Origin of the sequence: Streptomyces sp. BBFR25 (assembly GCF_044590125.1) — a bacterium.
In the GTDB taxonomy this organism is placed as follows: Bacteria; Actinomycetota; Actinomycetes; order Streptomycetales; family Streptomycetaceae; genus Streptomyces; species Streptomyces canus_D.
Genome location: NZ_CP172447.1, coordinates 6,574,968 through 6,597,269 on the forward strand (window position 1 = coordinate 6,574,968; position 22,302 = coordinate 6,597,269).

Sequence of the window (22,302 nt, forward strand, 5' to 3'; positions counted from 1 at the left end):
ACGACGGCGCGACATGACCCAGGCACCGACACCCACCGCGGACACCGTCCGCCGACTGGTCGCCTCCCTGCTGGGCGGGGGCACGGCACCCGACGTCCGGCCGGTCGCCGAGGGCGCCGAACCCGCCACGTGGTGGGTCGGCCCCCGGCACGTCCTGCGGCTGGCCACGGATCGGGAGGCCGCGGTGCGCGGACGCCGCGAACTGCGCCTGCGCGAACTGGTGCGGCCGTACGTCCCGGTCGCGCTGCCGACGAGCGTGGCGCACGGCGAGTGGGCACCGGGCCTCACCTACACGCTGGACGCCAAGGTGGCCGGGGGCTCGGGTGCGGACCACGACGTGTCCGCCCTGGGCGAGGCGGACCTCGCGGCGGTGCTCACCGGCCTGCGCGAGGTGCCGGTCCGTCAGGCCGAGACGCTCGGTGTGCCGCGGGTGGCCCCGCGCTCCCTGGAGTCCCTGCGGCAGTCCGCCGAGCACGCCGCCCGCGTCCTCGCCGCGGCCGACGAGTTCGACGCCGCGCGGCCGGAGCGGCTCACCCGGGAGGCGACGGCCCAGCTCGGCGTCCAGCCGGGCGCGGCGGTTCTCGTCCACCACGGGCTGACCGGCGGGCACCTGGTGGTCAGCGCCGACGGACGGGTGCGCGGCGTCCTCGGCTGGAGCGACACGGTCCTCGGCGACCCGGCCGAGGACATCGCCGGGCTCGCCCTCTCCGTGGGCTCACCGGCCGCCGTCCGCGCCGCCACCCTCGCCGGATACGGCGCCCGGCCCTGCCTGCGCGGCCTGTGGCTGGCCCGCTGCGACGCGGTCGTGGACCTCGCGCGGGCCCTGACCGACCGGTCCGGCACGCCGCCGCCCCTGCCCCTGCTGCGGACCCGACTGCGACACGCCTGGGAACCGATCCTCCTGGAACGCGTGACCGAACTGCGCGACGACGACCCCGACGAGACCGCCTGAGAGCGCGTCAGGCGGCTGCCCGGAGCGGGCGCACGGGCTCCGCACCCGGAGCACTCCTCACTCCTGCGCCAGCACCACGCTCGACTCGCCCGGCACCCGCAGTATTCCGTCCGCGCCCGGGCCCTCGACCGGTTCCCACGCCGCGAGCACCCGCGCGGGACGGTTGCCCAGGGGGATCTCCGCCGGTTCGGTGCCCAGGTTGACGGCCACCCGGATGTCACCGCGCCGGAAGGCCAGCCAGCGCGCCGCGCCGTCGTACGCCACCCTGGTGTCGGCCAGGTCGGGGTCGGTCAGGTCCGGCTGCTCGGCGCGCAGGGCGATCAGCCGCCGGTACCAGTCCAGTACGCGCGCGTGCGGCTCGCGTTCCGGCTCCGACCAGTCGAGGCAGGAGCGCTCGCGCGTCGCCGGGTCCTGCGGGTCGGGCACGTCCTCCTCCCGCCAGCCGTGCGCGGCGAACTCCCGCCGCCGGCCGCGCCGTACCGCCTCCGCCAACTGCGGGTCGGTGTGGTCGGTGAAGAACTGCCACGGCGTGCCGGCCGCCCACTCCTCGCCCATGAACAGCATCGGCGTGAACGGCGCGGTCAGCGTCAGCGTGGCCGCGCAGGCCGCGAGTCCGGGGGAGACCAGGGAGGCCAGGCGGTCTCCCTCGGCCCGGTTGCCGACCTGGTCGTGGGTCTGGCTGTAGCCGGTCAGCCGGTGCGCGGCGACCCGGCCGCGGTCCAGCGCACGGCCGTGCGAGCGGCCCCGGAAGCTGGAGTAGGTGCCGTCGTGGAAGTAGCCCCGGGTCAGCGTCTTGGCGAGCGCCGCCAGCGGATCGCGGGCGAAGTCGGCGTAGTAGCCCTGCGACTCCCCGGTCAGCGCGGTGTGCAGCGCGTGATGGAAGTCGTCGTTCCACTGCGCGTGCACGCCCAGTCCGCCCTCCGCGCGCGCGGTGATGACCCGCGGGTCGTTCAGGTCGGACTCGGCGATCAGGAAGAGCGGCCGGTCCAGATCGGCCGCGAGGTCGTCCACGGCGGCCGACAGCTGCTCCAGGAAGTGGCACGCGCGCGTGTCGGCCAGCGCGTGCACCGCGTCCAGGCGCAGCCCGTCGAGCCGGTAGTCCCGCAGCCACGCCAGCGCGCTGTCCACCAGGTACGCCCGCACCTCGTCGGAGCCGGGCGCGTCCAGGTTCACGGCGACGCCCCAGGGCGTGTGGTGGGTGTCGGTGAAGTACGGGCCGAAGGCGGGCAGGTAGTTGCCGGACGGGCCCAGGTGGTTGTGCACCACGTCCAGGACCACGCCCAGGCCGAGCGCGTGCGCCCGGTCGACGAACCGTTTGAGCGCCTCGGGCCCGCCGTACGGCTCGTGCACCGCCCACAGCGAGACCCCCTCGTACCCCCAGCCGTGCCGCCCGGGGAAGGGGCACAGCGGCATCAACTCGACGTGGGTGACGCCCAGTCGCACCAGGTGGTCGAGGCGCGCGGCGGCGGCGTCGAGGGTGCCCTCGGGCGTGTACGTCCCCACGTGCAGCTCGTACAGGACCCCGCCGGGCAGCGGACGCCCCGCCCACGGGGCACGCCACGCGTACCGCCCGTGGTCGACGACCGCGCTCGGCCCGTCGGGACCGTCCGGCTGGCGGCGCGAGCGCGGGTCCGGCAGCACCGGCCCGTCGTCCACCGCGAAGCCGTACCGCGAACCGTCCTGCGCCTCCGCCTCACCGCGCCACCACCCCGGCCGTTCGGGATCGCGCTCCAGCGCGCGCGTGGCGCCGTCGCACTGCAACGTCACTCGGCCGGCCTGCGGTGCCCACACCTCGAACTGCACGGACGGTTCCCCTTCGTCTGCTCACCGTGATGCGACCCGTCCATGGTCCTCCACCCCGGATCATTCCGCTGGGGATTGGCCCGCTCGCGGCGCCGCCGCGGCCCCGCCGCAGGCCCCGGCCGACGGACCGTCTGCTGGACACCCCGGCGCCGCTGACCCACAATCGGCTGCGTGACGTCGTCCTTCGAGTTCCCCGTGTACCCCGCGCGGTTGTCCGACGCGGAGCGCGACAAGGCGCTGAACGTGCTCCGGGACGGCGTCGCCATGGGGCGTCTGTCGCACGACACGTTCATCCGCCGGATGGAGCTGGCGCTCGCCGCCCGCCGCCTGGACGAGCTGGCCGCGCTCACCGCCGACCTGTCCACCGAGGGCCGGCTGTCGCGGCTGGTTTTCGGCACCGTCGAGGCGGTGTCCGGGTTCGGCGTACGGCTCGGCCGGGCGTGGCGGGCCGAGCGGCTGCCCAAGCTGCTGCTGCCCCATCCCGGCGCCGGACATCCGCTGCGCATAGGGCGCGACCCCGCCAGCGGACTGCGGCTGAGCCACGAGACGGTCTCCCGGGTGCACGCGGAACTCAGCTTCCAGGGCGGCATGTGGGTGCTGCGTGACCTGGGCTCCACCAACGGCACCACGGTCAACGGGCGGCGGGTGATCGGCGCGGCCGTCGTCCGCGAGGGCGACCAGATCGGCTTCGGCCAGATGGCCTTCCGTCTGGCGTCGAACTGACGCGACCGGCCTCCTTCCCGGGCCCCGGGCCGGGCGTTCCGACGCGGACCGGGTAGATCCATGGCCCGCGCCTCACGCGCAGTCGTGGCCGTGTCGGTGGCGCAAACCCCTTTGCTTTTCGCGGTGTTGACGTACCCCGCAAGTCGTGACTGACTGTGCGTACACCGCGCACTCCAGGTGAATCGACGGCCCGCTTCGTGGAGGTGTGCCCTGCCGCCCCTCCTGCGCTACCCGACCGTGGACGAGCTGGGGACCGGGGCCGCCGCACTCGTCGCCCGGCACCCCCGCAACGCCCGGCTGCGCCGCGTCGGCACCTCCCGCGCGGGCAGCCCGCTGCTGCTGCTCTCCGTCGGGCACGGCAGCCGCCAGGTCCTCGTCGTCGCCGGACCGCACGCGAACGAGCCCGTGGGCGGCGCCACCGCCCTGCGGCTGGCCGAGCGGGCCCTCGCCGACCCCCGGCTCACCGAGGGCGCCGACGCCACCTGGAACCTGCTGCTGTGCGTCGACCCCGACGGCCTGCGCCGCAACGAGGGCTGGCTCACCGGCCCCTACTCCCTGGGCCGCTACGCCCGGAACTTCTTCCGGCCCGGCTTCCTGGAGCAGCCCGAGTGGCTGCCCGACGGCCCGGACCGCGCCACGCTGCCCGAGACCCGCACCCTGCTCGCGCTCCAGGAGGAACTGCGGCCCTTCCTGCAGTGCTCCCTGCACGGCGTGGACGTCGGCGGCGGCTTCGTCGAGCTGACCCACGACCTGCCCGGCCTCGCCCAGCGCATCGCCCACACCGCGGCCCGGCTCGGCATACCCCGCGAACTCGGCGCCTACGACACCCTGTACTGGCCCGACCTCGGACCCGCCGTCTACCGCATCCCGCCGCCCCGCCGCGGCGACCTCACCGCCGCCATCACCGAGGCGGCCGTCGACTCGACGTGGTCCCACCCGCGGCGCCACGGCACCGTCACCGCGGTCGTCGAGGCGCCCATGTGGGCCGTGGCGGCCGTGGCGGACTCCTCGCCCCCCGCCGACCGCGACGAGGCGCTGCGCACCGTGAGCCGCACCCTGCGCCACGACACCCGGCGTCTGCACCGCGTCCTCGCCCGGCTCAGACCCCACCTCGCCGATGTGCCGGAGGCGGCGCACCTGCTCGCACCGGTCGACGACTACCTGCTGGTCTGTCCGCGGCTCGCCGACGCGTGGGACCCGGACACCGACGACGGGACGGGCCGCTCCCTGCCGCCGATGAACACCTCCCACCTGGTCGCGCTGCGGCTGGCCGGACGGCGCCTGTCGCTGCGGACCGCGGGGCTGCTGCACCAGCTGGTCACCCGTACCGGGGGCGATCCGGCGGGCGTCCTGGCCGAGGTGAACCGGCTCGTCGACGAGGGCTGCGCCGACTACCGCGACGGCTGCGCGGCGCACTGGATACCGGTCGGGCGGCAGGTGGAGTACCAGACCCGGGTGGTACTCGCCGCGTTCGAACTGGCCGGGCGGCGGGTCGGCGCCGGCTCCCGCCCGGGTGGGCCCGGCCGGGATTCCGAGGCCGCGGTGCCGATGCACCGCGACTGACGCCGCTCAGCCTCCGTCCCCTCGCGTCCCCTGCGTTGCCTCCGCCGTTTCCACGCGTTCCAGCAGCGCCACCGGTTTGTCCGCGAACAGGTCCTCCACGCGCGCGTGCCCCGTGAATTCCCGACCGGGCGCCAGCGTGTCGGCCCACCTGCCGGGCGGCAGCGGCAGCGTCGTGCCGCGCCAGCCCCCCGCCTCCGCCAGCCGCAGCGACAGCCGGGTCACGGCCGTCACGACCCGACCGGAGCGGACGAACGCCACGCAGTGTGCCGCCGCCGTGCCCTCGGCGGCGAGCGGCTCGTACGTCCCCGCGTCGCCGAAGGTGCCGGGCCGCCGGGCCCGCAGCGCCAGCGCCGCGCGGGTCACCGCCGCCTTCTCCCCGGCGCCCCCGGCCCAGCCCTCGTCCCCGGCGGCGGGGAAGTCCACCGCGCGGCGGTTGTCCGGGTCCACCAGCGCCAGGTACTCGTGCTCGGTGCCCTGGTAGAGGTCCGGCACGCCCGGCATCGTCAGATGGGCCAGGGCCGTGCCGAGGACGTTGGCCCGCACGTGCGGCGCGAGCGCGTCGCGGAGGGCGGCCACCCGCTCGCCCGGCGCGCCGCACGGCCCCGCCGCCACGAACCGGGCCACCGCCTCCTCGTACGCGGGTTGCTGCTCGGTCCAGCTGGTGTGCGTGCCCGCCTCGCGCACATGCTTCAGCAGCGCCTCCCGCACCCGTTCCCCGTCCGCCGGGCCCAGACCGAACACCGTCTGCCAGGCCGCCCACGCCAGCTGCCCGTCCGGCTGGCCCTCGTCCGTGCCGGTGAGCCCCGTGACCTCCGTCAGCGCGTCCGCCCACCGCGCGGGGCACTGGGTGAGCACCGCCAGCGCGGCGCGCACGTCGGCGCTGCGCTTGGTGTCGTGGGTCGAGACGACGGTGCCCGTGGCGGGCCAGTCGCGCTGCACGCGCGCGCAGTAGGCGTGGAACTCCTGCGGCGACACCGCCGGGCGGCCGGGGTCGCCGCCCACCTCGGTCGCCGACAGCAGCGGCACGTAGCGGTAGAAGGCCGTGTCCTCGACGGACTTGGCGCGCAGCGCCGACGCGGTCTGCGCGAACCGCGTCCTGAACTCCACGTGCTCGGGACCGTCCCCGTACCGCCCCAGCAGCAGACCCCGTACGACGTCCACCGCGTCCGCCTCCTCGGGCACCGCGAAGGCGAGCCGCGCCTCGGCCGCAGCCTCCTCGGTGACGACCGCCGCCGCGTCCACCGAGGTGTAGGGCCGGTACACCCGAAGCCGCACCAGCAGCTCCCGCAACGCCGTGCGCAGCGCCCAGGGCGCCCGGTCGCGCAGCGCCGGGTCCGGCGCCGTGCCGCACAGGCGGTGCGCCACCCGGGTCAGCCGGTCCAGCTCGGTGGCCAGCTCGTGGGTGAGCACCTGGTACGCCGCGCGCCGCACCGTCGCCGCCCAGTCCCCGCCCAGGTCCGCCTGCGGGGCGGCGAACCGGCGGTAGTGGTCGAGCAGTTGCCCGTACCCGGCGGGGTCCGTGAACAGCCCGTCGACGTGCCGCAGGGCGTCGTAGCCGGTGGTGCCGGCGACGGGCCAGGCGGCGGGCAGCCGCTCCCCGTCCGCGAGGATCTTCTCCACCACCGTCCACCTGCCGCCGCTCGCCCGGTGCAGCCGCTCCAGGTACGCGCCGGGGTCGGCGAGGCCGTCGGGATGGTCGACGCGCAGTCCGTCGACCACGCCCTCGTGCAGCAGCCGCAGGATCGTGCCGTGCGTGGCCTCGAACACCTCCGGGTCCTCCACGCGCACGCCGATCAGCTCCGAGATGCTGAAGAAGCGCCGGTAGTTCAGCTCGGTGCGGGCCAGCCGCCACCACACCGGGCGGTACCACTGCGCGTCCAGGAGCCGCGGCAGCGGCAGGTCCGCGGTGCCGTCCCGCAGCGGGAAGGCGTGCTCGTGGTAGCGCAGCACGTCGCCGTCGACCCGGAGGTCGGCCGGCACCTCGCCGACCGGCGCGCCCAGCACCGGCAGCAGCAGCCGGCCGTCCTGTGCCTGCCAGTCGATGTCGAACCACCGCGCGTAGGGCGACCCGGGTCCCTCGCGCAGCACCTCCCACAGGGCTCGGTTGTGGCGCGGCGACATCGCCATGTGGTTGGGCACGATGTCCACCACCAGGCCCAGACCGTGCTCCCGCGCGGTGCGCGAGAGCGCCCGCAGCCCTTCCTCGCCGCCCAGTTCGGCGCGCACGCGCGCGTGGTCGACGACGTCGTAGCCGTGGAGCGAGCCCGGGACCGCCTCCAGGACGGGAGACAGGTGCAGGTGGGACACGCCGAGCGAGGCAAGGTACGGCACGGCCGCCGCCGCGGCCTTGAAGGGGAAGGACGGCTGCAACTGGAGCCGGTAGGTGGCCGACGGGACGGAGGACGGCGGGAAGGGGGAGGCGGGGGAGGAGGAAGGGACGGCGGAGGCGGGAGAGGCCGGGGACGGCACCGGGTCGGGTCGCTCAGGTGTCATGGAACCCTACGTACCCGCCCCGCCGCCTTTCCTGTCACCGTCCCCCTGCACGGGTGCAAGGGGAGAGCCGTCTACACCGGCCGCTGCAACACCGTCAGGCTCCGGTCCACCAGGGTCAGCCGGTCCCCGGCCTGCACCTTCGGGCCCGTGCCCTCGGGCACCCCCGTCGTGAGCGAGGTGTCGACGACCACCTCCCACTGCCGGCCGTGGTCGACCGGCACCACGAAGTCCAGCGGCTTCGGCGCGGCGTTGAACATCAGCAGGAAGGAGTCGTCGGCGATGCGTTCCCCGCGCGTGCCGGGCTCGGAGATCGCGTTGCCGTTGAGGAACACCGTGAGCGCGGACGCCCGCGCCGAGTTCCAGTCCCGCTGGGTCATCTCCGCGCCCTCCGGGGTGAACCAGGCGATGTCCGACAGCTCGTCGTAGGTGCCCTGCACCGGGCGCCCGTGGAAGAAGCGGCGCCTGCGCAGGACCGGGTGGTCCTTGCGCAGCCACACCATCGCGCGGGTGAACCGCAGCAGGTCGGGGTCGTCCTCGGGCCACTCCACCCACGCCAGCTCGTTGTCCTGGCAGTAGGCGTTGTTGTTGCCCCGCTGGGTGCGGGCGAACTCGTCCCCGTGGCTGATCATCGGGACGCCCTGGGAGAGCAGCAGGGTGGCGATGAAGTTGCGCATCTGCCGCCCCCGCAGCTCCAGCACCGCCGGGTCGTCGGTGTCGCCCTCGACCCCGCAGTTCCAGGAGCGGTTGTGGCTCTCGCCGTCCCGGTTGTCCTCGCCGTTGGCCTCGTTGTGCTTGTCGTTGTAGGCCACCATGTCGTGCAGGGTGAAGCCGTCGTGGCAGGTCACGAAGTTGATCGAGGCCAGCGGACGGCGCCCGTCGTCCTGGTAGAGGTCGGAGGAACCCGTCAGCCGGGAGGCGAACTCCGCCAGCGTGCGCGGCTCGCCGCGCCACAGGTCCCGCACCGTGTCCCGGTACTTGCCGTTCCACTCGGTCCACAGCGGCGGGAAGTTGCCCACCTGGTAGCCGCCCTCGCCGACGTCCCACGGCTCGGCGATCAGCTTCACCTGCGAGACCACCGGGTCCTGCTGCACCAGGTCGAAGAACGACGACAGCCGGTCCACCTCGTGGAACTGCCGGGCCAGGGTGGCCGCGAGGTCGAAGCGGAACCCGTCGACGTGCATCTCGGTGACCCAGTACCGCAGCGAGTCCATGATCATCTGGAGGACGTGCGGGGACCGCATGAGCAGCGAGTTCCCGGTCCCCGTGGTGTCCATGTAGTAGCGGGGGTCGTCGGCCAGCCGGTAGTACGAGGGGTTGTCCAGCCCCTTGAAGGACAGCGTCGGGCCCAGATGGTTGCCCTCGGCGGTGTGGTTGTAGACCACGTCCAGGATCACCTCGATCCCCGCCTCGTGCAGCGCCTTGACGGCAGACTTGAACTCCAGCACCTGCTGGCCGCGGTCGCCCCAGGAGGCGTACGCGTTGTGCGGGGCGAAGAAGCCGACCGTGTTGTAGCCCCAGTAGTTGTTGAGGCCCATGTCGACCAGCCGGTGGTCGTTCACGAACTGATGGACCGGCATCAGCTCCAGCGCGGTCACCCCGAGCCCGGTGAGGTGCTCGATCAGCGCCGGGTGCGCGAGGGCCGCGTAGGTGCCGCGCAGCTCCTCCGGGAGGCCCGGGTGCCGCATGGTCAGGCCCTTCACATGGGCCTCGTAGATCACCGTGTGGTGGTACTCCGTCCGGGGGCGCCGGTCGTCGCCCCAGTCGAAGTACGGGTTGACCACGACCGACGTCATCGTGTGCGGGGCCGAGTCGAGGTCGTTGCGCCGTTCGGGTTCGCCGAAGTGGTAGCCGTACACCTCCTCGCCCCACTGGACCGTCCCGCTGATCGCACGCGCGTACGGATCGAGGAGCAGCTTGGCGCTGTTGCAGCGCAGCCCGCGCTCCGGGGCGTACGGGCCGTGCACGCGGTACCCGTACCGCTGCCCCGGCATCACCCCCGGGACGTAGGCGTGCCGCACGAAGGCATCGCTCTCCCGCAGTTCGACCGCGGTCTCCGAGCCGTCGTCGTGCAGCAGACACAGCTCTACTCGGTCGGCGGCCTCCGTGAAGACCGCGAAGTTGGTGCCGGCGCCGTCGTACGTGGCACCCAGTGGATACGCCTCTCCAGGCCAGACCTGCATGAACACGACTCTTTCAGGTGTGGGGCGCCGGTGCGGACGCCTTGGCTCCGAGTCCCCCGGAAGTCTCCCCGAAAGTGAGGCGACCACCTAGCACGTACGTCCTCCTACCCACCCTCGGGACGTTCCCCCCGCATGATTCCCGGGAACGGGCGCGAAGCCACCTTCCGGTACCCACCCCGCGTCACCGCTATGAATCCCCTCACTCCCCGGTGTGAGCATCGAAGGAACACGCCTTGGGATCAAGGAGGTTGGCAAAACCGGCCCGTCCATCGGGCTGCACCGCGGACCGCTCCCGGAGTACCCTTCCTTGATCGTTGGGACGGGGTGTCCCCGGCAGTGTCCGGGGGAGCGGAAGGCGGTACTCGGGTGGGCTCGGGAGGGCTGGAGCTGCCTCCTGGTGACGACGGTCACCAGGGGAACTCCACGGACGTCCCGCCCGGTGCGGTGTCCCTGGCGCGACCCATGAACGCGGGCGCGATCGGTCCGGAGCTGGACTGGGACGCCGGGGCCTGGAACGAGGTGCGCACCCGTGCGCAGCGGGCGGGCCGGGCCTACATCTGGCTGAATCTCGTCGAGCAGCGGCTGCGCGCCGTCGTGGCCGCCGTCCTGCGGCCGGTCTACGAACCGGTCCACGGTGACGACTGGGTGGTCGCCGCCGCCGGTCCGGCCGGCCAGGAGTGGGTGCAGCGCGCCGTCGCGGTCCGGGAGGTCAGCCGCCGCAAGGGCTATCTGCTCGACCCGGCCGACGACAACGTCCTCAGCTTCCTCACCCTGCCCCAGCTGCGCGAGCTGATGGTGCAGCACTGGCCCTGCTTCGAGCCCTACGTGGACGAGCGCCGCGACGTCGAACTCGCCCTGGACGAGCTGGAGGTCACCCGCAACGTCGTCTCCCGCAACCGGGCCCTGTCCGAGGCGGTCCTGAACCAGGCCGAGCGGGCCTCCGCACGGCTGCTCGAGGTGCTCGGCGCGGGCAGCGACGTGCCGTCCGCGCGCAGGCTCCCGGTGGACGCGGTGGAGGACCTGGTCGGGGACCGCTACGCGGACGTGGTCGCCGTGCACTCGGACCGGGTGCGGCTGCTGCGCCAGTTCCCCGCCGAGGACCTGTTCGGCAGTGCCCGCCGCGTGGACGCCCTCGGCATCGGCCTCAACCTGCTGGTGCAGAACTTCTCCGGCCGCCGCCTGCTGCGGATGGCGGAGGCCGGTGGCCGGGTGCGGCTGCTCTTCCTGAACCCCGCCTCCAGCGCGATCAAGCGCCGCGAGCGCGAACTGGGCATCAAGCGGGGCGAGCTGAGCCGCGCCGTGGAGATGAACATCCTGCACATGCGCCGGGTGCGGGCCCGGCTGCGGGACCCGGGCGCCTTCGAGATCCAGGTCTTCGACGAGACGCCCCGCTTCACCGCCTACCTCGTCGACGGGGACGGCGCCGACGGCATCGCGGTCGTCCAGTCCTACCTGCGACGCACCCGGGGCATGGAGGCACCCGTCCTCGTCCTGCGCAACGGGCGCAACGGGGGAAAGGTCGTGAAGTCGGACCGGCTGGAAGAAGGCGGACTCTTCCCCACCTACCGGGAGGAGTTCGAGCTGATGTGGGCGGATTCGCGCCCGGTGTCATGAAACGTCGCCCCCCGGCATCCGTGCGGGCGTAAGCGGAATGCGATCCTCTGATTGTCAGTGGCCCGTGGGAAGGTGGAGACCACTGGGGGAAAGCACCACCAAGAAGGGGGACCGCCCATGGGCTGGCACCGGGAGCTGCTGATCGGCTTCGACCTGGAGACGACGGGCACCGATCCGCACGAGGCGCGCATCGTCACGGGAGCCGTGATCGAGGTCAGGGGCTCCGAGGTGCTCGGCCGGCGGGAGTGGCTGGCCGACCCCGGAGTGGAGATCCCGGCGGACGCGGTCGCGGTGCACGGCATCAGCAACGAACGCGCGGCCGGTGAGGGCAGCCCCGCCGACCGGGTCGCGGACGCCATCGCCGACGTCCTCGCGGACCACTGGAAGGCGGGCGTCCCGGTCGTCGCCTACAACGCGGCCTTCGACCTCACCCTGCTCTCCGCCGAGCTGCGGCGCCACGGACTGCCGTCCCTGCGCGAGCGCCTGGGCGGCCTGGACCCGGCCCCGGTCATCGACCCGTACACGATCGACCGCTCCGTCGACCGCTACCGCCGGGGCAAGCGCAATCTGGAAGCGGTCTGCCGGGAGTACGGCGTCCCGCTGGACGCCGCGCACGACGCCGCGGCCGACGCCCTCGCCGCCGCCCGACTGGCCTGCGCGATAGCCGGCCGCCACCCCAAGGTCGCGGCCCTCGGTCCGGCGGACCTGCACCGCCGCCAGATCGAGTGGTATGCCGAGTGGGCGGCGGACTTCCAAAGCTTCCTGCGCCGCAAGGGCGACGCCACGGCCGTCGTCGACGGGGTCTGGCCGCTGCGCGAGTCGGCCGGGAAGCCGGCCGACGAGCGGGTCTGACCCGGACCCGCCGCACGGCCGGCGGGCCGGACGGCGCGGGTCAGAAGGGGTACCAGCGCACCGCGGGGTCCCCGTCCCGCAGCGACGCCACCCTGCGCTCGAACTCGGCCAGTGCCTTGGGGTTGCTCGGCGCGTGCTGGGCCACCCAGGCGCAGCTGGCGGTCTCCCGGGCCCCGCGCAGCACCGCGCAGCCCTCCCACTCGCGCACGTCCCAGCCGTAGGTCGCGGTGAAGGCGTCGTAGGCCTCGGCGGGCAGTCCGTAGCGGTCCCGGCTCAGTGCCATCACCACGAGGTCGTGCTCGCGCAGGTCGGCGGAGAAGGTCTCCAGGTCGATCAGGACCGGCCCGTCCGGGCCCACGTGCACGTTGCGGGGCAGCGCGTCCCCGTGGATGGGCCCCGGCGTCAGGTGCGGGGTGAGCGCGGCGGCGGCCGAGGCGAAGCCGTCCCTGCGCTCGCGCAGATACGCGGCGTCCGCGGGGTCGATCACGTCGCCCGCCAGGCGCAGCCAGCGTTCCACCCCGCCCAGCAGCTCGCGGGGCGGCAGCTCGAAGGAGGAGGGGAGGGGCAGTTCGTGGACGAGCCGGAGCAGCGCCGCCACGTCCCGGGGCTCGGTCGGCCGCACCGGTTCGGGCAGCCGCCGCCACACGGTCACCGGGTGCCCCTCGACGGACAGCGCCGTCGGCTCGGCCGCCCGCACCGCCGGGACGCCCGCCTCCTCCAGCCAGAGCGCGACGGCCAGTTCCCGGCGGGCCCGGCCGAGGAGTTCGGCGTCGCGGCCCACCTTGACCGCCAGGTCACCGGCGGCGAACACCGCGTTCTCGCCGAGCGCCAGCAGCCGTGCCCGCGACGCCGGGCCGGGCAGCACTCCCGCCGCGGCCAGCACCTCCCGCGCCCGTGCCTCGTCCATCGTCCCGCGCCTCCGTGTCCGTACCGGTTCCCGCCGTTCGTCGGCCAGTGTCCCATTCGCACAGGTGGGAGCATGTCCGGGGCCCTTGACGGGACGCGGTCACTTCACGACCATGACCAGGCCCACCCGAGCCGCGCATAGGGGTTGATTACGTGACATTGGTGACCGAGCCGAGAGGGCCCGTGCGCCGAGCGCCCGGCCGGGACGCCCCGCGGGGCGCGCCGGACCACGGCGCCTGGTTCCTGGTGCTGCCCGCGCTGATCCCCATCCTGGTCCTCAGCGTGGGGCCGCTGCTCTACGGCGTCCTGCTGGCGTTCACCGACGCCCAGTCGGGCCGCACGGAGCCCACCCAGTGGATCGGCACCCTGAACTTCCAGGACCTGCTGCACGACACGCTGTTCTGGGAGTCGTTCCGCATCGGCCTGGTGTGGGCCGTCGGGGTGACCGTGCCGCAGTTCCTGCTCGCCCTCGGTCTCGCCCTGCTGCTCAACCAGAACCTCCGGCTGCGCTGGCTGGCCCGGGCCCTGGCGATCATCCCCTGGGCGATGCCCGAGGTCGTCGTCGGCATCATGTGGCGGCTGGTCTACAACACGGACGCGGGCATCCTCAACGAGACCCTGCGCGACCTCGGCCTCGGCGGCGGCCACGACTGGCTCAGCGGCCTCGGCACCGCCCTGCCCGCCGTCATCGTCGTCGGCGTCTGGGCCGGGATGCCGCAGACGACGGTCGCGCTGCTCGCCGGACTGCAGAACACCCCGCGCGAGCTGCACGAGGCGGCCGCGGTGGACGGCGCAGGAGCCTGGCGCCGCTTCCGCACGGTCACCTGGCCCGCCCTCAGGCCCGTCGCGCTCGCCATCACCGCGCTCAACCTCATCTGGAACTTCAACTCCTTCGCCCTGGTCTACGTGCTGACCAACGGCGGCCCCGGCGGCCGCACCCGGCTGCCCATGCTCTTCGCCTACGAAGAGGCCTTCCGCTACGGCCAGTTCGGCTACGCGGCGGCGATGGGCTGCGTCATGGTCGCCGTGATCTCCATCCTGCTGGCCGTCTTCCTCGTCGGCCGGCTCCGGGGCGAGTCCAAGGGAGGTGACGAGGCGTGAGGACCTCGACCGCGGCCCGCACGGGCCAGTACGTCGCGCTGCTGGCCTACCTGGTCTTCCTGGCCTTCCCGTTCCTCTGGCTGATCTCCACCGCGTTCAAACCGCCGCGCGAGCTGGCCAGTCTGCACCCCACCTGGATCCCCAAGAACCCCACCCTCGACAACTTCCGGCAGGCCTTCGACGAGCAGCCACTGCTGCGCGCCGGGCTCAACTCCCTGCTCGCCGCGCTCGGCGCCGCCGTGATCGCGGTGCTGATCGCGACCCCGATGGCGTACGTCATGGCCCGCCGCCGCGGCCGGCTCGCCAAGGCGGCCACCGGGTGGGTGGTGGTCAGCCAGGCCTTCCCCTTCGTCCTGCTGATCATCCCGCTGTTCCTGGTCCTCAAGAACCTCGGCCTGATCAACTCCGTGCCCGGCCTGGTGATGGTGTACGTCGTGTGGTCGCTGCCGTTCGCGCTGTGGATGCTCGCCGGATACGTCCGCGCCGTACCGCGCGAGCTGGAGGAGGCGGCCGCGGTCGACGGCGCCGGACGGCTGCGGACCCTGGTCTCGGTGACCGCGCCGCTGCTCGCGCCGGGGATCGTGGCGACGGCCCTGTTCGCGTTCATCACCGCGTGGAACGAGTTCTTCTTCGCGCTGGTCCTGCTGAAGACACCGGAGAAACAGACGCTGCCCGTGATCCTCACCCACTTCATCGGCGCCGAGGGCGTCGCCGACCTCGGACCGCTCGCCGCGGCCGCCTTCCTCGCGACCCTGCCCTCGCTGGTGGTCTTCGCGCTCATCCAGCGCAGGATCACGGGCGGCATGCTCGCCGGGGCGGTGAAGAGCTGATGCGGGCGCGTACGAGGATCGTGACCCTGTGCGTCTCCGTGCTCCTGCTCCTCGCGGGCTGCTCGGACGGCGGCGACGGGGCGGACGACGGCCGGATCACCCTGCGCTTCCAGTCCCTGGCCTGGCAGGACGAGTCGGTGCAGGCCAACAAGGAACTGGTGCGGGAGTGGAACGCCACCCACCCGGACGTGCGCGTCGAGTACGTCCAGGGCAGCTGGGACAGCGTCCACGACCAGCTGCTCACCTCCTTCGAGGGCGGCGAGGCGCCCGACATCATCCACGACGCCTCCGACGACCTCGCCGACTTCGCCTACGGCGGCTACCTCGCCGACCTCACCGGACTGCTGCCCGCGCGGCTGAAGTCGGACATACCGCGGCACAGCTGGGAGACGGTCACCTTCGGCGACGGCGTCTACGGCGTGCCGTTCCTCCAGGAGCCGCGGGTGCTGATCGCCAACGCGACCCTGCTCCGGAAGTCCGGCGTCCGGATCCCGACCCCGGAACGCCCCTGGAGCTGGGCGGAGTTCCGGCAGGTGACGAAGGAGCTGAGCGGCGACGGCACGTACGGGGTGGCCTGGCCGCTCAAGGAGCCCGTCTCCGCCACGCTCAACCTCTCCCTGTCCACCGGCGGCAAGCTGTTCCACCGGGGCGACGACGGCAAGGTGACCGTCCGCTTCGAGGACGGCGACCAGGTGGTGCCCCGCACCATCCACGACCAGGTCGGCACCGACCGCAGCGCCTCGCCGACCACCCTGGGCAGCGGCGGCTCCGACACCCTGCCCGGCTTCTTCGCGGGCAGGTACGCGATGGTGCCGCTCGGCTTCTCCTACCGCCAGCAGATCGAGCAGCAGGCACCCGAGGGCTTCGACTGGCAGGTGCTGCCCGCCCCGGCCGGTGCCGACGGTCTCGCCCAGGGGGTCAGTCCGCAGACCCTGTCCATCGCCGAGGACAGCCCGCACAAGAAGGAGGCCGCCGCGTTCGTCGACTTCCTCCTCCGGCCGGACAACATGGTGCGCCTCGCGCTCGGCGACTGGATGCTGCCCACCGGCGAGCAGGCACTGAAGGACCCCGCCCTGCACACGGCCGAGCACGGCTGGGCCACCGGCACCGCGCTCGCCGCCCAGCTGCGGTCGGCGCCCGCGCAGTCCGTACGGGGCTACGCCGAGTGGAAGGACAAGGTGGCGACGCCCGCGCTCCAGGAGTACTACAGCGGAGCGATCGGCACGGACGAACTGCGCCGCAGACTGGAGGAGGACGGCAACCTCGTACTCGCCCGCTACCAGCGCTGACGGCCGCCCGCGCGAAAACCCGTTGCCCGGCGGGCACGCGCCCGCCTAACGTCCCCTCCGTGGCAGCTTTCAACGCGATTTTCAACTCCGGTCTCGGCCGGGGCTGCACGCACTCCATCAGGATGCGTCGTGGCCCCGGAGCCCTGACCGGCCCGGGGTCCCCCCGCCGCTGACGCACTCGACGCGTCCCACACGCCCGACGCGCGCGCGGCGGGGCCAAGCCTCCGCATCCCCTTTCGCCTTCGTCTTCCGGTCAGGGCCTTCGGCTGCCCTTTTCCCCTCCTGTCACGGAAGACAAGGACCGCAGGCCATGGCCCGCCCCACCCAGCGTGCCCGCACGCTCTCGCAGAACTTCCTCGCCGACCGCGCCACCGCGGAACACGTCGCGCGTCTCGCCGCCCCCGACCGAGGGCGCCCGCCCCTGCTGCTCGAAGTGGGCGCGGGCAACGGCGCCCTCACCGAGCCCCTCGCCCGCCGCAGCCACGAGCTGCGCGCCTACGAGATCGACCCCCGGCTCGTGCCCGGGCTCCGCGCCCGTTTCGCGCGCAGCCCCCACGTCCACGTCGTGGCCGGTGACTTCCTCGCCGCCCGGCCCCCGCGCACCGCGTTCGCCGTCGCCGGGAACGTGCCCTTCTCGCGCACCGCCGACATCGTCGACTGGTGCCTGTCCGCGCCCGGTCTCACCGACGCCACCCTGATCACCCAGCTCGAGTACGCCCGCAAACGCACCGGCGACTACGGCCGCTGGACCCTGCTCACGGTCCTGACCTGGCCGCGCCACGAGTGGCGGCTGCTGGGCCGGGTGGGCCGCCACCGCTTCCGGCCCGCGCCGCGCGTCGACGCCGGCATCCTCCGGATCGCACGCCGCCCGGCCCCGCTGCTCACCGGCGCCGCCGCCCGCGGCGGCTGGGCGGACCTGGTCGAGCTGGGCTTCTCGGGCGTCGGCGGCTCGCTGCACGCCTCCCTGCGCCGCGCCCACACCCGGCGCCGGGTGGACGCGGCGTTCCGGGCCGCGCGGCTCGAACCCGGCGTCCTGGTGGGCGAGGTCGCGCCCGACCGGTGGCTGCGGCTGCACGAGGAGCTGACGGCATGAGGCGAAATTGTTTGCACGAGACGTCTCGTCTCGCGTACGGTACGGACATGACCACTCGCCCCGCGCACATCGCCATGTTCTCCATCGCCCTGCACGGGCACGTGAACCCCAGCCTGGAGGTGATCCGCGAGCTCGTCGCGCGAGGGCACCGGGTGACGTACGCGATCCCGCCGCTCCTCGCGGACAAGGTCGCCGAGACGGGCGCCGAACCCAAGCTCTGGAACAGCACACTGCCCGGCCCCGACGCCGACCCTCAGGCGTGGGGGAGCACTCTGCTGGACAACGTCGAGCCCTTCCTGGACGACGCCATCCAGGCGCTCCCGCAGCTCGCCGAGGCGTACGAGGGGGACGAGCCGGACCTGGTCCTGCACGACATCGCCTCCTACGCCGCCCGTGTGCTCGGCCGCCGCTGGGAGGTGCCGGTGATCTCCCTGTCGCCCTGCATGGTCGCCTGGGAGGGGTACGAGCAGGAGGTCGGCGAGCCGATGTGGGAGGAGCCGCTGAAGACCGAGCGCGGGCAGGCCTACTACGCCCGCTTCCACGCCTGGCTGGAGGAGAACGGGATCACCGACCACCCCGACCCCTTCGTCGGCCGCCCCGACCGCTCCCTGGTGCTGATCCCCAAGGCGCTCCAGCCCAACGCCGACCGGGTCGACGAGAAGACGTACACCTTCGTCGGCGCCTGCCAGGGGGACCGCGCCGCCGAGGGCGCCTGGACCCGCCCCGAGGGTGCCGAGAAGGTCGTCCTGGTCTCCCTCGGGTCCGCCTTCACCAACCAGCCCGCGTTCTACCGGGAGTGCGTCCGGGCCTTCGGCGAGCTGCCCGGCTGGCACACCGTGCTCCAGGTGGGCCGGCACGTCGACCCCGCCGAGCTGGGCGACGTACCGGACACGGTGGAAGTGCGCACGTGGGTGCCCCAGTTGGCGATCCTCCAGCAGGCCGACCTGTTCGTCACCCACGCGGGCGCGGGCGGCAGTCAGGAGGGCCTGGCCACGGCCACGCCGATGATCGCCGTACCGCAGGCCGCGGACCAGTTCGGCAACGCCGACATGCTCCAGGGCCTCGGCGTCGCCCGCACGCTCCCGACCGAGGAGGCCACCGCCGAGGCGCTGCGCACCGCCGCCCTCGCCCTGGTCGACGACCCGGAGGTGGCCGGGCGTCTGACTCAGATCCAGGCGCAGATGGCCGAGGAGGGCGGCACCCGGCGGGCCGCCGACCTCATCGAGGCCGAACTGGCCGCCGCGCGGGGCTGATTCACCGCCGCACACCGGGCCTGCCGGTTCCCCCGGAACCGGCAGGCCCTGCGGCCGTGGTGGCGCGTCGGTTCAGACCCCGACCGGCTCGCCCCGCTCCCCGCGCTCGCCCTCGCCGTCCCGCACCGGCGCCGCGCTCGCCTCGGGCGACTCGTCGTGGGTCAGGTCCGGCAGGCGGTGCAGCCACTTCGGCAGGTACCAGTTGCGCTCGTCGAGCAGCGACATCACGGCCGGCAGCAGCACGCCCCGGATGATCGTCGCGTCGATCAGCACCGCCGCCGCCAGGCCGACGCCCATCTGCTTCATCGACTGCATGGACAGCGTGCCGAAGATGGCGAACACCGCGACCATGATGACGGCGGCACTGGTGACCACCCCCGCCGTGGTGACCACGCCGTGCTGGATGGCGTCCCGGGTGGAGCGGCCGCGCAGCCGGGCCTCGCGGATCCGGGAGACCACGAACACGTGGTAGTCCATGGACAGGCCGAACAGGATCACGAAGAGGAACAGCGGCAGCCAGGTGATGATCGCGCCGACGCCCTCGGCGCCCACCAGCGAGGCACCCCAGCCGTGCTGGAAGACGGCGACCAGGATGCCGTACGCCGCGCCCACCGACAGCAGGTTGAGCACGATCGAGGTGAGCGCGATCGTCAGCGAGCGGAAGGACAGCAGCATCAGCAGGAAGGCGAAGACCACGACGAAGGCGAAGACCGGCAGGACCGAGCCGACGAGCTGGTCGTTGAAGTCCTTGTTGCCCGCCACCTGGCCGGTGATCGGGGCCTCGACGCCGTCGACCTTGCCCAGCGTCGCGGGCCGCACGTCGTCCCGCAGCTTGTCCAGGCTCTCGCCCGCCTTGTCCTGGTCGGAGCCGCCGACCAGCGGGACGTACACCAGCGCGACGTTCTGCTCGTCGTGCATGGTGATGTCCACCGGCCCGCGCGAGGCACCCGAACTGATCGCCCGCTCCCGGAAGTCGGCGAGCGCCGCCCGCACCTCGGGCGCGTTGATGTCGTCGGCCTTCACGACCACCTCGGCCGGGTCGGAACCGCCGGGGAAGGCCTCGTTGACCCGGTTGTACGTCTGCACGATGGGCAGCGAGTCGCCGAACTCCTGGTCCAGCGTGAGGTTCTGCGTCTTCATGCCGAGAGCGGGCGCGGCCACGGCCAGCAGCGCGCCGACGGCCACCACCGCGGCCAGCATCGGCCTGGCCAGGACGCGCTTCAGTACGGCCGTCCAGAATCGGCTGCCCTCACCCGTGCCACCGTTCGACCGGCGTCGGCGCAGGAACGGCACGCGGCCCTTCTCCACCCGCTCGCCCAGCAGGGACAGCAGCGCCGGAAGGACCGTCACCGAGCCGACCATGGCGACCGCGACCACCATCAGCGAGGCCAGGCCCATCGCCTCGAACTCGGCGATGCCGGTGAACAGCATGCCCGCCATCGCCACGCACACCGTGACACCGGAGACGACGATCGCCCGGCCGCTGGTGGCGGCGGCGATCCTGAGCGCCGTCTGCGCGTCCCGTCCGGCGGCGCGCTCCTCGCGCTCCCGGCGCAGGTAGAACAGGCAGTAGTCGACGCCGACGGCCAGACCGACCAGCAGCATCACGGAGTTCGCGGTCTCGCTCATCGGCTGGAAGTGGCTGACCAGGCCCATCAGCCCCATCGTCGCCACGATCGCGGTGATTGCCAGCGCCACCGGGACCAGCGCCGCCACCAGCGCGCCGAAGGCGACCAGCAGGATGCCGAGGGCCACCGGCACCGCCGAGTACTCGGCCTTCTTGAAGTCGTCGCCGAACGCGTCGTCGAACGTCTTCATCATGCTGGCGCCGCCGATCTCCTCGATCCGCAGCGACTCGTGCTCCTTCTGGACCCCCTCGACCGCCTCCAGCACCGGCTCGACCCGCTCGCCCGCGGTGTCCGCGTCACCGCGCATGTCGAACTGCACCAGCGCGCTGCGCCCGTCCTTCGAGATCGTCTTCGCGTCGTACGGCGAGGTCACGCCGGTGACCTTCCCGGTCCCCTCCACCGCCGCGACGACCGCGTCGACCGCGGCCCGGAACTCGGCGTCCGTGGCCTTCGGACCACCGGACTCCGCCTGGACCAGGACCGTCTCACTGGCCGGCTCGTCGATCCCCGCGTCCTCGACGATCCTGGCGGCGGTGTGTGTCTCGCCGCCCATCTGGTCACTGTCCTTGACGTCGACCCGGCCGGCCGCCGAACCGAGCCCCATCGCCAGGACGACGAACAGCACCCAGATCCCGACGGCGGCCCATCGGTGCCGGGCACTCCAGCCGCCCGCCCGGGCGGCTATGCCCCGCACCCGTGTCTCTCGGTTCCGCATGACCGGCCTGCCCCCTTGTGAGCGGTGCCGGCCCCCTGCCGCCACCTTGCGTTTCGAAGGTATGGCCCGCGTAAGGCCGTCGCGTCGTACTCCCCGGTGACGCGCGGCGCCCTCGCCCTCATCCCTCCGTACCGCCGCACTCACCACTGAGGAGGACACCGGTCCCTTACATCTACCGGGGTCCACGCACAGGGCGCCGCCGACACGTCAAGGGCGGGCGGATCACCGAGGCGCGTCCCTTCTACTGGGACACGCGCGCTGTCGCCGACGCCTGCGCCGTGCCGTCGGCCGGCAGGCGCTCCGGCAGCCCGAGTCGCGGGAACCGGTCGTCGTGGAACGTGACGATCTCGGTGATCGCCCCGCCGGTGACGCGCAGGACGTCGATCGTCAGCGGCAGGTACGCGCCCTCCTGCCGCTGCCAGAGGTAGAAGGCGAGGGCGGGCTGCCGGTTCACGGTGGTCCGGACGGCGCGCAGGCCCTGCATGCCCTCGAAGCCGCTCTCGGCCAAGTAGTCCACCACCGCGTCACGGCCGACATACAGCCCCGGCGTGGGCGGCATCGAGAAGCGGACGTCGTCGCGCAGCATCGCGGCGAGCGCCTCGACGTCCGTGGCCACGCTGGCCTCGGTGTAGCGGCGCACCAGCTCGCGCGTCGCGGCGTCCTCCGCACCGCCGGTCCAGTCCTGCCGCTCGGCGGGCAGGTGCTCCCGCATGCCGGCGCGGGCCCGCTGCAGGGCGCTGTTCACGGAGTTGACGGAGTCCCCCAGGATCTCCGCGACCTCCTTCGCCGGCCGGCCGAGCACGTCCCGCAGGATCAACACGGCCCGCGGGCGCGGCGCGAGGTGCTGGACCGCGACCAGGTAGGCCAGCTCGATCGTCTCCCGCGCGACGGCGACGGCCTCCGGCTCGTCCGCGTCGCCGGCGGGCAACTCGTCGAGCAGCCGGTCCGGGTAGGGCTGCAGCCACGGCACCTCACCGCCGGTCGCTGGCTCCGGGCGGCGCTTGGTGAGCAGATCCAGACAGACGTTGGTGGCGATCCGGTACAGCCAGGCCCGGAACGTCGACCGTCCCTCGAAGGTCTCCCGCCGCCGCCAGGCACGCATGAACGTCTCCTGCACGGTGTCCTCGGCGTCCTCGAACGACCCGAGCATCCGGTAGCAGTGCACGTGCAGCTCCCGCCGGTGCCGCTCCGCGAGTCCCGAGAACCCCGGCTCGTCGACCTCGCCCAGACCGCTCACGCCCATCTCCGCCAGCCGCGTGTCCGCACCCATCACGTCATCCTTCCGTCTCATCGTGTCCCGACGCAGA

At 73.3% G+C, this 22,302-nt stretch carries 16 protein-coding genes; 10 read left to right on the forward strand and 6 right to left on the reverse strand.

Annotated features, from left to right (window positions below):
• The first annotated feature begins 13 nt into the window (after window positions 1–13).
• Window positions 14–952 (forward strand): aminoglycoside phosphotransferase family protein, encoded by a 939-nt coding sequence (locus ACGH52_RS29965; protein ID WP_210974589.1) that lies wholly within the window; start codon window positions 14–16, stop codon window positions 950–952.
• A 57-nt stretch (window positions 953–1,009) separates the two neighbouring features.
• Here the strand turns inward: ACGH52_RS29965 and treZ are convergent, their stop codons facing one another.
• Window positions 1,010–2,755, reverse strand: coding sequence for a malto-oligosyltrehalose trehalohydrolase (gene treZ, locus ACGH52_RS29970; RefSeq protein WP_399943789.1), 1,746 nt, complete (start codon window positions 2,753–2,755; stop codon window positions 1,010–1,012).
• Window positions 2,756–2,926: 171 nt separating this feature from the next.
• Here treZ and ACGH52_RS29975 point away from each other — a divergent pair, with 171 nt between their 5' ends.
• Entirely contained in the window at window positions 2,927–3,478 is a 552-nt protein-coding gene (locus tag ACGH52_RS29975; protein ID WP_059298320.1) for a DUF1707 and FHA domain-containing protein, read from the forward strand.
• Between the two features lie 237 nt (window positions 3,479–3,715).
• Window positions 3,716–5,041, forward strand: coding sequence for a M14 family zinc carboxypeptidase (locus ACGH52_RS29980; protein WP_121701103.1), 1,326 nt, complete (start codon window positions 3,716–3,718; stop codon window positions 5,039–5,041).
• Window positions 5,042–5,047: 6 nt separating this feature from the next.
• Here the strand turns inward: ACGH52_RS29980 and treY are convergent, their stop codons facing one another.
• Together treY and glgX are read right to left on the reverse strand one after the other, a co-directional pair.
• Window positions 5,048–7,534 carry a malto-oligosyltrehalose synthase gene (gene treY / locus ACGH52_RS29985; protein WP_399943794.1) on the reverse strand — a complete coding sequence of 829 codons (2,487 nt, stop codon included), beginning with the start codon at window positions 7,532–7,534 and terminating at the stop codon, window positions 5,048–5,050.
• Window positions 7,535–7,605: 71 nt separating this feature from the next.
• A complete protein-coding gene (gene glgX, locus ACGH52_RS29990) occupies window positions 7,606–9,714 on the reverse strand; it encodes a glycogen debranching protein GlgX (RefSeq protein WP_399943797.1) in 2,109 nt (702 codons plus the stop codon).
• A 366-nt stretch (window positions 9,715–10,080) separates the two neighbouring features.
• Between glgX and ACGH52_RS29995 the strand changes: the two genes are divergently transcribed.
• A complete protein-coding gene (locus ACGH52_RS29995) occupies window positions 10,081–11,328 on the forward strand; it encodes an SAV2148 family HEPN domain-containing protein (RefSeq protein WP_059298327.1) in 1,248 nt (415 codons plus the stop codon).
• A 117-nt stretch (window positions 11,329–11,445) separates the two neighbouring features.
• Entirely contained in the window at window positions 11,446–12,180 is a 735-nt protein-coding gene (locus ACGH52_RS30000) for a 3'-5' exonuclease (protein ID WP_121703546.1), read from the forward strand.
• A 40-nt stretch (window positions 12,181–12,220) separates the two neighbouring features.
• Here ACGH52_RS30000 and ACGH52_RS30005 read toward each other — a convergent pair whose 3' ends face one another.
• A complete protein-coding gene (locus tag ACGH52_RS30005) occupies window positions 12,221–13,087 on the reverse strand; it encodes a phosphotransferase enzyme family protein (protein WP_399943801.1) in 867 nt (288 codons plus the stop codon).
• Between the two features lie 152 nt (window positions 13,088–13,239).
• On the opposite strand from ACGH52_RS30005, the gene ACGH52_RS30010 reads away from it, so the two are divergent.
• From ACGH52_RS30010 to ACGH52_RS30030, 5 genes are all read left to right on the forward strand, one after another.
• On the forward strand, window positions 13,240–14,187 hold the full coding sequence (locus ACGH52_RS30010) for a carbohydrate ABC transporter permease (protein WP_076976855.1): 948 nt from the start codon (window positions 13,240–13,242) through the stop codon (window positions 14,185–14,187).
• Entirely contained in the window at window positions 14,184–15,017 is an 834-nt protein-coding gene (locus tag ACGH52_RS30015) for a carbohydrate ABC transporter permease (protein ID WP_361465470.1), read from the forward strand. Before ACGH52_RS30010 ends, ACGH52_RS30015 begins: the two co-directional genes overlap by 4 nt.
• Window positions 15,017–16,306, forward strand: a complete 1,290-nt coding sequence (locus ACGH52_RS30020; RefSeq protein WP_210974594.1) for an ABC transporter substrate-binding protein — start codon at window positions 15,017–15,019, stop codon at window positions 16,304–16,306. The genes ACGH52_RS30015 and ACGH52_RS30020 overlap by 1 nt, the downstream gene beginning before the upstream one ends.
• 310 nt (window positions 16,307–16,616) lie before the next feature.
• Window positions 16,617–17,399, forward strand: a complete 783-nt coding sequence (erm(O), locus tag ACGH52_RS30025; RefSeq protein ID WP_399943806.1) for a 23S rRNA (adenine(2058)-N(6))-methyltransferase Erm(O) — start codon at window positions 16,617–16,619, stop codon at window positions 17,397–17,399.
• Window positions 17,396–18,652: a glycosyltransferase gene (locus ACGH52_RS30030; RefSeq protein ID WP_399943809.1), complete on the forward strand. Its 1,257-nt coding sequence runs from the start codon at window positions 17,396–17,398 to the stop codon at window positions 18,650–18,652. The genes erm(O) and ACGH52_RS30030 overlap by 4 nt, the downstream gene beginning before the upstream one ends.
• Window positions 18,653–18,724: 72 nt before the next feature.
• Here ACGH52_RS30030 and ACGH52_RS30035 read toward each other — a convergent pair whose 3' ends face one another.
• Entirely contained in the window at window positions 18,725–20,995 is a 2,271-nt protein-coding gene (locus ACGH52_RS30035; RefSeq protein WP_399943812.1) for an MMPL family transporter, read from the reverse strand.
• A gap of 241 nt (window positions 20,996–21,236) precedes the next feature.
• Window positions 21,237–22,265 (reverse strand): RNA polymerase subunit sigma-70, encoded by a 1,029-nt coding sequence (locus tag ACGH52_RS30040; RefSeq protein ID WP_210974598.1) that lies wholly within the window; start codon window positions 22,263–22,265, stop codon window positions 21,237–21,239.
• Between the last annotated feature and the right edge of the window lie 37 nt (window positions 22,266–22,302).